Origin of the sequence: Pseudomonas saponiphila, assembly GCF_900105185.1 — a bacterium.
Lineage (GTDB): Bacteria > Pseudomonadota > Gammaproteobacteria > Pseudomonadales > Pseudomonadaceae > Aquipseudomonas > Aquipseudomonas saponiphila.
In genome coordinates, this window is the sequence record NZ_FNTJ01000001.1 from 4,615,644 (window position 1) to 4,627,440 (window position 11,797).

Genomic DNA, 11,797 nt, shown 5'->3' on the forward strand with positions numbered 1-11,797 from the left:
GTCTGATGATTTCAAGCATAAATAGGAGGCCACATGGCTGACAAAAAAGCGCAGTTGATCATCGAGGGCGCAGCCCCCGTCGAGCTGCCCATTTTAACCGGCACCGTTGGTCCCGATGTAATCGATGTTCGGGGTCTGACAGCCACGGGCCGCTTCACTTTTGACCCGGGTTTCATGTCGACCGCATCCTGCGAATCGAAGATCACCTATATCGACGGCGACCAGGGTATCCTGCTGCATCGCGGCTACCCGATCGAACAACTGGCTGAAAAGTCGGACTACCTGGAAACCTGCTACCTGCTGCTCAACGGCGAACTGCCGAATGCCGAGCAGAAGGCACAGTTCGTCAGCACCGTGAAGAACCACACCATGGTTCACGAACAGCTGAAGAGCTTCTTCAACGGCTTCCGTCGCGACGCTCACCCAATGGCGGTGATGTGCGGCGTAGTCGGCGCCCTGTCGGCGTTCTACCACGACTCCCTGGACATCAATAACCCGCAGCACCGCGAGATCTCCGCCGTGCGCCTGGTGGCCAAGATGCCGACCCTGGCAGCGATGGTTTACAAGTACTCCATGGGCCAGCCGATGATGTACCCGCGCAACGACCTGTCGTACGCGGAAAACTTCCTGCACATGATGTTCAACACACCGTGCGAGATCAAACCGATCAGCCCGGTACTGGCCAAGGCAATGGACCGGATCTTCATCCTCCACGCCGACCACGAACAGAACGCCTCGACCTCCACCGTGCGCCTGGCGGGCTCTTCGGGCGCCAACCCGTTCGCCTGTATCGCTGCCGGTATCGCTGCGCTCTGGGGCCCTGCCCACGGCGGCGCCAACGAAGCCGTGCTGACCATGCTCGACGAAATTGGCGATGTCTCGAACATCGACAAGTTCATCGCCAAGGCCAAGGACAAGAACGATCCGTTCAAGCTCATGGGCTTCGGTCACCGCGTGTATAAAAACCGCGACCCGCGCGCCACCGTGATGAAGCAGACCTGCGACGAAGTTCTCAAGGAACTGGGCATCAACAACGATCCGCAGCTCGAACTGGCCATGCGCCTGGAAGAGATCGCCCTGACCGATCCGTACTTCATCGAACGCTCGCTGTACCCGAACGTCGACTTCTACTCGGGGATCATCCTCAAGGCGATCGGCATTCCAACCAGCATGTTCACCGTGATCTTCGCCCTGGCGCGGACCGTCGGCTGGATCTCCCACTGGAAGGAAATGCTCTCCAGCCCATACAAAATCGGCCGTCCACGCCAGCTGTACACCGGCTACGAGTCGCGCGACATCACCAAACTGGAAGACCGCAAATAAGACCGACCCGCCTTGCGCACACGTCTTAGCTGCACCGGATACGGCCTCTAACAGAGGTCGTATTTGTTTCTGCCCTCCTCCTCCCGCAAGCGCCGACCTGCCGGCAAAGCCCCGCGCCTCAAATGCACTTTCGCTGGCAAGCCAGGCCCTACGTCCCTGCGCCTGCAGTCGGGGGATCCGGGCAGAGCGAGCGGACACAAAAATGCCCCGATATCTCGATCGAGGCATTTCGCTATTACGCAGCCTCTATATAGAAGCCGATACAACCCGCTGGCTTAGTGCGACACCGCCCCACTGGCACCCAGACCGGTCTGCGAACGCACGAACTGCGGGAAGAACAGCGCCCGCTCATTGGCCGCCGAAGCCGATTTGTCAGTGATGGAGAAGAACCAGATACCGATGAAGGCGATGATCATCGAGAACAGCGCCGGGTACTCATACGGGAAGATCGCCTTCTCGTGATGCAGGATCTGCACCCAGATGGTTGGCCCAAGGACCATCAGCGCCACCGCACTGACCAGGCCCAGCCAGCCGCCAACCATGGCGCCGCGGGTGGTGAGTTTCTTCCAGTACATGGAAAGCAGCAGCACCGGGAAGTTGCAACTGGCAGCAATGGAGAACGCCAGGCCCACCATGAACGCAATGTTCTGGCTTTCAAAAAGAATACCCAGACCGATGGCCAGCACGCCCAAGGCCACGGTAGTGATCTTGGAAACGCGGATCTCATCCTTCTCGTTGGCCTTGCCCTTCTTGATCACGCTGGCATACAGGTCGTGGGACACCGCCGAGGCACCGGCCAGGGTCAGACCTGCCACAACCGCCAGGATGGTGGCGAAGGCCACTGCCGAGATAAAGCCGAGGAACACACTGCCACCCACCGCATTGGCCAGGTGCACCGCCGCCATGTTGTTACCGCCGAGCAAGGCTCCAGCCGCATCCTTGAAAGCCGGATTGGTGCTCACCAGCAAGATCGCGCCAAAACCGATGATGAAGGTCAGGATGTAGAAGTAGCCGATGAAGCCGGTGGCGTAGAGCACGCTCTTGCGCGCTTCCTTGGCATCGCTGACGGTGAAGAAGCGCATCAGGATGTGTGGCAGGCCGGCGGTACCGAACATCAGCGCCAGGCCCAGGGAGAACGCCGAGATCGGATCCTTCACCAGTCCGCCAGGGCTCATGATCGCCTCACCTTTGGGGTGAACCTTGACCGCCTCGGAGAACAGAGTGTTGAAGTCGAAGTTGACGTGCTTCATCACCATCAGCGCCATGAAGGACGCGCCGGACAGCAGCAGCACGGCCTTGATGATCTGCACCCAAGTAGTGGCCAGCATGCCGCCGAACAGCACATACAGGCACATCAGGATCCCCACCAGGATCACCGCCACGTGGTAATCGAGGCCGAACAGCAGCTGGATCAGCTTGCCGGCACCGACCATCTGCGCAATCAGGTAGAACGCCACCACCACCAGCGAGCCGCAGGCCGACAGGGTTCGGATCTGGGTCTGCCCAAGACGATAGGACGCCACGTCGGCAAAGGTGTACTTGCCCAGGTTGCGCAGGCGCTCGGCGATCAGGAACAGAATGATCGGCCAGCCCACCAGGAAGCCGATGGAGTAGATCAGGCCGTCATAGCCGGAAGTGAACACCAGGGCGGAAATCCCCAGGAAGGACGCCGCGGACATGTAGTCACCGGCAATCGCCAGGCCGTTCTGGAAGCCGGTTATCTTGCCGCCGGCGGCGTAATAGTCGGCAGCCGACTTGTTGCGCTTGGAGGCCCAGTAAGTGATGCACAGCGTGGCGCCGACGAAGATCACGAACATCGCGATCGCCGAGATGTTGAGGGGTTGCTTGTGGACTTCGCCTGTCAAAGCGTCTGCAGCCCAGAGGGCGGGAGCGAAAGCGGCAAGACCGAGTGCTGCGAATAGACGTCGGATCATTGCTGAGCCTCCTTCAGGATCGCGTTGTTCAGCTCGTCGAACTCACCGTTGGCGCGTCGCACATAGATGGCCGTCAGGACGAAGGCCGAGACAATCAAGCCGACACCAATGGGAATCCCCCAGGTGATGGATGACGTTGGGCTGAGTTTGGCGCCCAGGACCTGGGGCCCGTAGGCGATCAACAGGATGAAGCCCGAGTAAAGCCCAAGCATGATCGCCGAGAGAATCCAGGCGAACCGCTCTCGCTTGCTGACCAGCTCCTTGAAACGCGGGCTGTTTTGAATCGAGAGGTAAATGCTGTCGTTCATTGTTTTTATCCTCGCAGCACAGATTTTAGGTAGAACCCAATCCACTCTATGCGGCTATGAGGCAGGTTCCAGACGACCTTAGTATTAGAACGACATTAGCCAGCTCGCCAACTTTCCCCGCGAAAAAAACAAGGGCCGCCCGCTGATAACAGCGGGCGGCCCCGGGACCCTCGATCTAGACGCCTGGAAACTATTTAGCCGTCCACTCGGCAACCCGTTCCGGGTGCTTGCCAACCCAGTCCTTGGCCGCTACATCCGGTTTTGCACCGTCCTGAATGGCCAACATGACCTCACCGATTTCGTCCTTGGACGCCCACTGGAATTTCTTCAGGAACGCCGCCACTTCCGGCGCCTTCTTCTCCAGGCCCTTGCTGCCGATGCTGTTGACGGTTTCAGCAGCACCGTAAACGCCTTTCGGGTCCTCGAGGAAACGCAGCTTCCACTTGGCGAACATCCAATGCGGCACCCAGCCCGTCACGGCGATCGACTCCTGCTTTTCCTCGGCCCGGGTCAGCTCGGCGATCATCGCCGCACCGGAACTGGCCTGCAGCTTGTAGTCCAGGCCGTAATCCTTGATTGCCTGATCAGTCTTGAGCATCACCCCGGACCCGGCGTCGATGCCAACGATCTTGTTCTTGAAGCTGGTGTCGGTCTTGAGGTCGTCGATGGTCTTGGCCTTGACGTACTCGGGCACGATCAGACCGATCTTGGCGTCCTTGAAGTTGGGGCCATAGTCCACCACCTTGTCCTTGTTCTTGCTCCAGTACTCGCCGTGAGTCACCGGCAACCAGGCCGAGAGCATGGCGTCGAGCTTGCCGGTGGCAACGCCCTGCCACATGATCCCGGTCGCCACCGCTTGCAGCTTGACGTCATAACCGAGCTTCTGCCTGATCACCTCCGCAGCCACATAGGTGGTCGCCACGCTGTCGGACCAGCCGTCGACATAGCCGATGCTCAGGGTCTTGCTGTCGGCACTGGCGAAAGTGGAGCTGATGGCAAGTACCAGTGCGGCACCTGCGCCTAAGAGTCGTCGCATCTTCATCGTTACTTCCCCGAATAGTGCAGTGCCAGGCGGCTGCCGGGCACGTCAACGTATGGTTATGGTGCACAGCGCCCCCATCACGCCTCACCGCGAACGCGTTCGATCATCAGCGGAGTACTGATGCTTCGATCATCAACCCGCCCTGGCCCGCGACCTGCTCTGTCTGCGACCTCAAGGCAACCAGCAACGACATCAGATAGCCATTAACCAGCCCACCGCCGATCCCATGCCACGGGCCCGCCCGAACTTTGCATGGCAAGCGCATGCCGACCACCAAGCCCCGGACAAATACGGGTAAGATGCCGGGCTTTGTTCTGCTACGGCCTGACCATGCCCGCCTCCGCCCGCCTCCCCGTCCCTGCTTATCTGTTTGCCTGCCTGATCGGCCTGCTGGCCCTTTGTGGCTACTGGTACGGCCTCGGCCAGCCAGTCCACCTGCCCGACGTCGCCAGCGCCAGCCACAAACTGCAATGTGCGTCCTACACGCCGTTCGACAAGGATCAGTCGCCCTTCGACCAGCCGTTCGCACTGCGCCCCGAGCGCATGGATGCCGACCTGGCGCTGCTGGCCACACGGTTCGAATGCATCCGCACCTACTCCATGACCGGCCTCGAGGCCCTGCCGGAACTGGCGCGCAAGCACGGCCTGAAGCTGATGATCGGCGCCTGGGTCAACAGCAACCCGGTGGACACCGAAAAAGAAGTCGACCTGCTGATCGCCTCGGCCAACGCCAACCCGGATGTGGTCAGCGCGGTGATCGTCGGCAACGAAGCCCTGCTGCGCAAGGAAGTCACCGGCGCACAACTGGCGCGGCTGATTCTCAAGGTCAAGGCTGGGGTCAAGCAGCCGGTGACCTACGCCGATGTCTGGGAGTTCTGGCTCAAGCACCCGGAAATCGCCCCGGCGGTGGACTTCCTCACCATCCATCTGCTGCCCTATTGGGAAGACGATCCGTCGAACATCGACGCCGCCCTCAACCACGTGGCCGAAGTGCGCCAGGTGTTCGGCAACCGTTTCGCCCCCAAGGACGTGCTGATCGGTGAAACCGGATGGCCCAGCGAAGGCCGCCAGCGCGAAACCGCATTGCCGAGCCGGGTCAACGAAGCCAAGTTCATTCGCGGCTTCGTCGCCCTGGCAGAACACAATGGCTGGCACTACAACCTGATCGAAGCCTTCGACCAACCCTGGAAACGCGCCAGCGAAGGTGCGGTGGGCGGCTACTGGGGACTGTTCGACGCCGATCGCCAGGACAAGGGCATCCTCGCCGGCCCGGTTTCCAACCTGCCTTACTGGCCGCTGTGGCTGGGCGTGGGCGCTGTGATCTTCCTCGGCACCCTGGTGCTGGGCGGACCGGTCCGGACCCGGCGCGCGGCCCTGCTGCTGCCGCTACTGGGGGCGCTGGCGGCCTGCGCCATCGGCACCTGGGCCGAGCTGGCCCGAGTCACCAGCCGCTTCACCGGTGAATGGCTGTGGGCCGCCCTGCTGCTGGGCCTGAACCTGCTGGTTCTGAGCCACGCGGCACTGACGCTGAGCCCTCGCCAAGGCTGGCGCCAACGAGCCTTCAACGCCCTGGAACAACGCGCCGGCTGGCTCCTGGCGGCAGCGGGCTTCGCCGCTGCGGTGATGATGCTGGAACTGGTGTTCGACCCTCGCTACCGCAGCTTCCCCAGCGCGGCCCTGGTGCTGCCGGCGCTGGTCTACCTGTGCCGCCCAGTCCGCGTAGCGCGCCGCGAGATTGCCCTGCTGACCTTCATCCTGGGTGCCGGCATCGCTCCCCAGCTGTACCAGGAAGGCTTGGCCAACCAGCAGGCCTGGGGCTGGGCCCTGGTCAGCCTGCTGATGGTGGCCGCGCTGTGGCGCAGCCTCAGGGCCCGTCTCGCCTGACCCTTGAACCGTGCCGCGGGCGACCTGGATTGCGCCCGCGGCCGCTACTTCAGGGGCGCGCAGCCCGCACCAGACGCAAAGCGCCAATCACCACCGCGAACACCGCCAGGGTGGTGTTGTACAACGCCAATGCCGGAATGCCGGCCAGCAAGGCCAGCACCGCCAGCCACCAGCCGCTGCGCCCTGGCAGCACAAAGGCCAGTAGCGCGGTGCCCACGGCGCTCCAGCCCAGCACCTTGAAGTGGATCATCCAGCCCAGGCTGGAACGCAGCGAACATTCCCAGCGCCCAGCCTCATCGACACAGGCACCCACCCAGCTCGCATCCTCCATAAAGCCGTAGCGCAAGCCATAACTGGCGGCCAGCCACAACGGCAGGACGATGAGCAGCACAATCACGGGCAAGCGACGAGACATGGAACACTCCGAACAATCAAAACGGCGCCCAGCATAATCCTCCACCAACGCTTGACAAGGGCGACGCACAGATAACTGTTCAGCAAATGCTGGCAACGTGTATCGTCCGCCTACCAGCAACCTTCGACACGCCTGCGGCAGGGGATATTTGTGCCACCCCATGGCACTTCGGCAGCAGCGCGGTGGTCATAGCCTGCAAACCTCATTCGGTACCTTCCTTCTAGGGATACAGTCATGCTTCGTTCCTTGCGCTTCGCTGCCCTGCTTGGCGGCCTTATCCTGAGTGCGTCCGCGCTGGCGGTCGATGTCGACCCGGCCAGCTATGGCTACCCGCTGACCAACCCGTTCGAAGCCACCATCGCCACCACTCCGCCGGAGTTGCGCCCGGAGCTGCCCGCAAGCGACGACATCCATCAGTCGGACCACAGCCTGACCCTGCGCCCGGAACGCGAGTTCATCCTCCCGGACAACTTCTGGGCGGTGAAGAAACTCACCTACCGCATCGCCACCCAGGATCACGCCGCCCCGCTGATCTTCCTGATCGCCGGCACCGGGGCGCGCTATGACAGCAGCCTCAACGAATACCTGAAGAAGCTCTACTACAAGGCCGGCTACCACGTGGTGCAGTTGTCCTCGCCCACCAGTTTCGACTTCATCAGCGCTGCCTCGCGCTTCGCCACCCCGGGGTGACCCAGGAAGATGCCGAAGACATGTACCGGGTCATGCAGGCCGTGCGCGCCCAGCACCCCAAGCTGCCGATCAGCGAGTTCTACCTCACCGGCTACAGCCTCGGCGCCCTGGACGCGGCGTTCGTCAGCAAGCTGGACGAGACTCGGCGCAGCTTCAACTTCAAGAAAGTCCTGCTGCTCAACCCGCCGGTCAACCTCTACACCTCGATCACCAACCTCGACAAGCTGGTGCAGACCGAGGTCAAGGGCATCAACAACAGCACCACCTTCTATGAACTGGTGCTGGGCAAGCTGACCCGCTATTTCCAGCAGAAAGGCTATATCGACCTCAACGACGCCCTGCTCTATGACTTCCAGCAGTCCAAGCAGCACCTGAGCAACGAGCAGATGGCGATGCTGATCGGCACCTCCTTCCGCTTCTCGGCGGCGGACATCGCCTTCACCTCGGACCTGATCAACCGCCGCGGCCTGATCACCCCGCCCAAGTACCCGATCCGCGAAGGCACCAGCCTCACGCCGTTTCTCAAGCGCGCCCTGCAGTGCGACTTCGACTGCTACCTGACCGAACAAGTGATCCCCATGTGGCGCGCCCGTACCGACGGCGGCAGCCTGCTGCAACTGATCGACCAGGTGAGCCTCTACGCCCTGCAGGACTACCTCAAGGCCAGCCCGAAGATTGCCGTGATGCACAACGCCGACGACGTGATCCTCGGCCCTGGCGACCTGGGCTTCCTGCGCAAGACCTTTGGCGACCGCCTGACCGTCTACCCCCATGGCGGCCACTGCGGCAACCTCAACTACCGCGTCAACAGCGACGCCATGCTGGAGTTCTTCCGTGGCTAAACATCTCCTGCTTATCGCTGCGTTGCTCTGCACAGGCTATGCCCAAGCCGACAACAGCAAGGCCAACACCCCGGTCACGCCCGATCCGGACGGCTTCACCGAGCCGCTGAAGAAACTCAAGTTCAACCCCGGGCTGGACCAGCGCGAGTTCGAGCGCTCGACCCTCAACGCCCTGAACATCTATGACCCACTGGAGTCCTGGAACCGTCGGGTCTACCACTTCAACTACCGCTTCGACCAGTGGGTATTCCTGCCGGTGGTGGACGGCTACCGCTACGTGACACCGGGCTTCCTGCGCAGCGGAGTGAGCAACTTCTTCAACAACCTCGGTGACGTGCCGAACCTGGTCAACAGCCTGTTGCAGTTCAAGGGCCAGCGCTCGATGGAAACCACCGCGCGCCTGCTGCTCAACACCACCATCGGCGTTGCCGGGCTGTGGGACCCGGCGACCAAGATGGGCCTGCCGCGAAAAACCGAAGATTTCGGCCAGACCCTGGGCTTCTATGGCGTGCCCGCCGGAGCCTATCTGGTGCTGCCGATCCTTGGCCCATCGAACCTGCGGGACACCGCGGGGCTGGCGGTGGACTACACCGCCGAATCGGCGATCAACTTTCTCAACGTCTCGGAAGTCAGCAGCAATCACCCGGAAATCTGGGCCCTGCGCGGGATCGACAAGCGCTACCAGACCAGCTTCCGCTATGGCCAGCTGAACTCGCCGTTCGAATACGAAAAGGTGCGCTACGTGTACACCGAGTCACGCAAACTGCAGATCGCCGAGTAACCTCCTGCGCCGGTTGTCGGCCGCAACGGCGGCAACCGGCTGACTCGGACCTCAGCCACGCAGCGCACGCCAGCCCTTGCCGAGCGCACTCACCACCAGCAGTACCAAGGCGCCAGCGATGATTCCGGCTCCGGCATTGAGCAAGGTCGGCATGATCACCGAGGCGCCTCCGATGATCCCGGCGCTGCGCTGTGCCAGCCCCTCGATCAGATGATGCACGGCAGGCACGCCATGGGTGAGGATGCCGCCGCCGACCATGAACATCGCCGCCGTGCCGATCACCGACAGGCTCTTCATCATCCATGGTGCTGCCCGCAAAATGGCGCCGCCGACGCGCCTGGCCAGGGCACCCGGCTTCTGCGCCAACCACAGTCCCAGGTCGTCCAGCTTGACGATGCCGCCCACCAGGCCATAGACACCGATGGTCATGACGATCGCAATCCCCGACAGCACCACCACCTGCTGGCTCAGGGAAGCACCCGCCACCGTGCCCAGGGTGATGGCGATGATTTCTGCGGAAAGGATGAAATCGGTACGGATCGCGCCCTTGATCTTGTCCTTTTCAAAGGCCACCAGATCCACCTGGGGATCGGCCAGGGCGTGCAGGCTCCGCTCATGCTCGACCGCATCATCGGCATGCGGCAGGTATCTGTGCGCCAGCTTCTCGAAGCCTTCGAAACACAGATAGGCACCACCGACCATCAGCAACGGCGTGACCAGCCAGGGCGCCAGGGCACTGATGGCCAGGGCCGCCGGCACCAGGATCAGCTTGTTGCGAAACGAGCCCTTGGCCACCGCCCAGACCACAGGGAGTTCCCGCTCGGCGCGCACCCCGGAAACCTGCTGAGCGTTGAGCGCCAGATCGTCGCCCAATACCCCGGCGGTTTTCTTCGCCGCCATCTTGGTCATCAAGGCCACGTCATCAAGTACCACGGCGATGTCGTCGATCAATACCAGCAAACTGCTTCCAGCCATGGACCAGGCTTCCCTAGATGAAAAAACAAGGCGCGCAGCATACCGTGCCAGCAACCGCGCAGCGAGCGCGCACAAGCAGGGAAAGCAGGCCCTGCCCGGCATTCTTGAGCCTCTCGCAAAGCCGGTGCTACCATGCGCAACCGCCCGTACAGGCAAGGAATCCCCCGGTTTATGAGCACCATCCGCGAGCGCAATAAAGAACTGATCCTGCGGGCCGCCAGCGAAGAGTTTGCCGACAAGGGCTTTGCTGCGACCAAGACCAGCGACATCGCCGCCAAGGCCGGATTACCCAAACCCAACGTCTACTACTACTTCAAGTCCAAGGAAAACCTCTATCGCGAGGTGCTGGAAAGCATCATCGAACCGATTCTCCAGGCTTCCACTCCATTCAATGCCGACGGTGTGCCCAGCGAAGTGCTCAGCGGCTACATCCGCTCGAAAATCCGCATCTCCCGCGACCTGCCATTCGCCTCCAAAGTGTTCGCCAGCGAAATCATGCATGGCGCGCCGCACCTGAGCCCGGAGCAGGTGGAACAGCTCAACGCCCAGGCCAGGCACAACATCGAATGCATCCAGACCTGGATCGATCGCGGCCTGATCGCCCCGCTCGACCCCAACCACCTGATGTTCAGCATCTGGGCCGCAACCCAGACCTACGCCGACTTCGACTGGCAGATCTCGGTGGTCACCGGCAAGACCAAGCTGGATGAAGAGGACTACGAAGCCGCGGCGCAGACCATCATCCGCCTGGTGCTCAAAGGCTGCGAAGCAGACCGTTGATGGCGCTGCGTCGCCCCTCCTGCTGGCTGCGGGTGGCAAACGGGGGCGCAGGCACCGCAAGCCGCCAGACAAGTTCCCGCGAACCTTTCTTTTCGCGGCGCCACGGGCTCGGCAGCGGCCAGGGCCGGGCCCGCAAGATTGAGGACTAGGCGCTGACGCCGGCGTCCGCCGCCAGGCCCTGAGCTTCGATGGCGCTGATAGCGCATTGCTCGTCGATGTCCGAGGTATCGCCACTGATGCCGATCGCCCCAATCACTGCCCCCGCCTGATCCCGAATCAGCACCCCGCCCGGCGCCGGCACCACGCTGCCCTGCCCCAGGCCATTCAACGCACCGATGAACGCCGGGCGCTGCTGCGCGTCCAGGGCCAGCAGGCGCGATCCCTTGCCCAGGGCAATTGCGCCCCAGGCCTTGCCGATGGCGATCTGCGGACGCAGCAGGCTGGCGCCGTCCTCTCGTTGCAGGGTCACCAGATGTCCACCGGCGTCCAGCACGGCGATGGTCAAGGGCGCCGCACTGATCTGGCGCCCCGCACTGATGGCCTGATTGGCCAGGTTGACTGCGACTTTCAAGGTTAAAGCGCTCATGGGTGCCGTCCTTATCTTGTTATTGAGAAAGCCCGAGGGAAGCTTCTTGTAGGAGAAGTCCGATACGACAAATAGAACACAATGAATTTGTATTTTGTATACAATAAATCGCAAAAATCGCTACGTGCGACAAATGGACGCCGGTTTATCGGGGCTTGCGCAAAAGCAACTGTAGCTCAAGAAAATCCATTGACCTGCGTCGCTCGCCGTGAATACACTTTGCGAAAAGCCACTTGT

General features: G+C 61.9%; 10 protein-coding genes and 1 pseudogene. 5 read left to right on the forward strand and 6 right to left on the reverse strand.

Features of this window, described 5'->3' with window-relative positions:
• Window positions 1–33: 33 nt before the first annotated feature.
• Window positions 34–1,323 carry a citrate synthase gene (gene gltA / locus BLV47_RS21705; protein WP_022643101.1) on the forward strand — a complete coding sequence of 430 codons (1,290 nt, stop codon included), beginning with the start codon at window positions 34–36 and terminating at the stop codon, window positions 1,321–1,323.
• 275 nt (window positions 1,324–1,598) lie between these two features.
• On the opposite strand, the gene BLV47_RS21710 is transcribed toward gltA, so the two are convergent.
• From BLV47_RS21710 to BLV47_RS21720, 3 genes are all read right to left on the reverse strand, one after another.
• The gene (locus tag BLV47_RS21710) at window positions 1,599–3,257 is read right to left on the reverse strand and encodes a cation acetate symporter (protein ID WP_092316954.1); all 1,659 of its coding nucleotides are present in this window, start codon (window positions 3,255–3,257) and stop codon (window positions 1,599–1,601) included.
• A complete protein-coding gene (locus BLV47_RS21715) occupies window positions 3,254–3,565 on the reverse strand; it encodes a DUF485 domain-containing protein (protein WP_092316957.1) in 312 nt (103 codons plus the stop codon). The genes BLV47_RS21710 and BLV47_RS21715 overlap by 4 nt, the downstream gene beginning before the upstream one ends.
• 190 nt (window positions 3,566–3,755) lie before the next feature.
• Entirely contained in the window at window positions 3,756–4,607 is an 852-nt protein-coding gene (locus BLV47_RS21720) for a glycine betaine ABC transporter substrate-binding protein (RefSeq protein ID WP_092316959.1), read from the reverse strand.
• Window positions 4,608–4,937: 330 nt separating this feature from the next.
• On the opposite strand from BLV47_RS21720, the gene BLV47_RS21725 reads away from it, so the two are divergent.
• A complete protein-coding gene (locus tag BLV47_RS21725) occupies window positions 4,938–6,491 on the forward strand; it encodes a glycoside hydrolase family 17 protein (protein WP_092317357.1) in 1,554 nt (517 codons plus the stop codon).
• Window positions 6,492–6,540: 49 nt separating this feature from the next.
• On the opposite strand, the gene BLV47_RS21730 is transcribed toward BLV47_RS21725, so the two are convergent.
• Window positions 6,541–6,906, reverse strand: a complete 366-nt coding sequence (locus BLV47_RS21730; protein ID WP_092316962.1) for a hypothetical protein — start codon at window positions 6,904–6,906, stop codon at window positions 6,541–6,543.
• 234 nt (window positions 6,907–7,140) lie between these two features.
• On the opposite strand from BLV47_RS21730, the pseudogene BLV47_RS21735 reads away from it, so the two are divergent.
• Window positions 7,141–8,438, forward strand: a pseudogene (locus tag BLV47_RS21735) (serine/threonine protein kinase).
• Window positions 8,431–9,219 (forward strand): MlaA family lipoprotein, encoded by a 789-nt coding sequence (locus BLV47_RS21740; RefSeq protein WP_092316965.1) that lies wholly within the window; start codon window positions 8,431–8,433, stop codon window positions 9,217–9,219. Before BLV47_RS21735 ends, BLV47_RS21740 begins: the two are co-directional and overlap by 8 nt.
• 51 nt (window positions 9,220–9,270) lie before the next feature.
• Here BLV47_RS21740 and BLV47_RS21745 read toward each other — a convergent pair whose 3' ends face one another.
• Entirely contained in the window at window positions 9,271–10,194 is a 924-nt protein-coding gene (locus BLV47_RS21745) for a DUF808 domain-containing protein (RefSeq protein WP_092316968.1), read from the reverse strand.
• A gap of 171 nt (window positions 10,195–10,365) precedes the next feature.
• Between BLV47_RS21745 and BLV47_RS21750 the strand changes: the two genes are divergently transcribed.
• Window positions 10,366–10,974, forward strand: a complete 609-nt coding sequence (locus BLV47_RS21750; RefSeq protein WP_092316971.1) for a TetR/AcrR family transcriptional regulator — start codon at window positions 10,366–10,368, stop codon at window positions 10,972–10,974.
• Window positions 10,975–11,119: 145 nt separating this feature from the next.
• Here BLV47_RS21750 and BLV47_RS21755 read toward each other — a convergent pair whose 3' ends face one another.
• Window positions 11,120–11,560, reverse strand: coding sequence for a GlcG/HbpS family heme-binding protein (locus BLV47_RS21755; RefSeq protein WP_016968076.1), 441 nt, complete (start codon window positions 11,558–11,560; stop codon window positions 11,120–11,122).
• Window positions 11,561–11,797: the final 237 nt, after the last annotated feature.

Bases quoted from the DNA above. Each gene is read 5' to 3' on its own strand.
- gltA (WP_022643101.1), top strand. From the start codon at position 34: ATGGCTGACAAAAAAGCGCAGTTGATCATCGAGGGCGCAGCCCCCGTC.
- BLV47_RS21710 (WP_092316954.1), bottom strand. From the start codon at position 3,257: ATGATCCGACGTCTATTCGCAGCACTCGGTCTTGCCGCTTTCGCTCCC.
- BLV47_RS21715 (WP_092316957.1), bottom strand. From the start codon at position 3,565: ATGAACGACAGCATTTACCTCTCGATTCAAAACAGCCCGCGTTTCAAG.
- BLV47_RS21720 (WP_092316959.1), bottom strand. From the start codon at position 4,607: ATGAAGATGCGACGACTCTTAGGCGCAGGTGCCGCACTGGTACTTGCC.
- BLV47_RS21725 (WP_092317357.1), top strand. From the start codon at position 4,938: ATGCCCGCCTCCGCCCGCCTCCCCGTCCCTGCTTATCTGTTTGCCTGC.
- BLV47_RS21730 (WP_092316962.1), bottom strand. From the start codon at position 6,906: ATGTCTCGTCGCTTGCCCGTGATTGTGCTGCTCATCGTCCTGCCGTTG.
- BLV47_RS21745 (WP_092316968.1), bottom strand. From the start codon at position 10,194: ATGGCTGGAAGCAGTTTGCTGGTATTGATCGACGACATCGCCGTGGTA.
- BLV47_RS21750 (WP_092316971.1), top strand. From the start codon at position 10,366: ATGAGCACCATCCGCGAGCGCAATAAAGAACTGATCCTGCGGGCCGCC.
- BLV47_RS21755 (WP_016968076.1), bottom strand. From the start codon at position 11,560: ATGAGCGCTTTAACCTTGAAAGTCGCAGTCAACCTGGCCAATCAGGCC.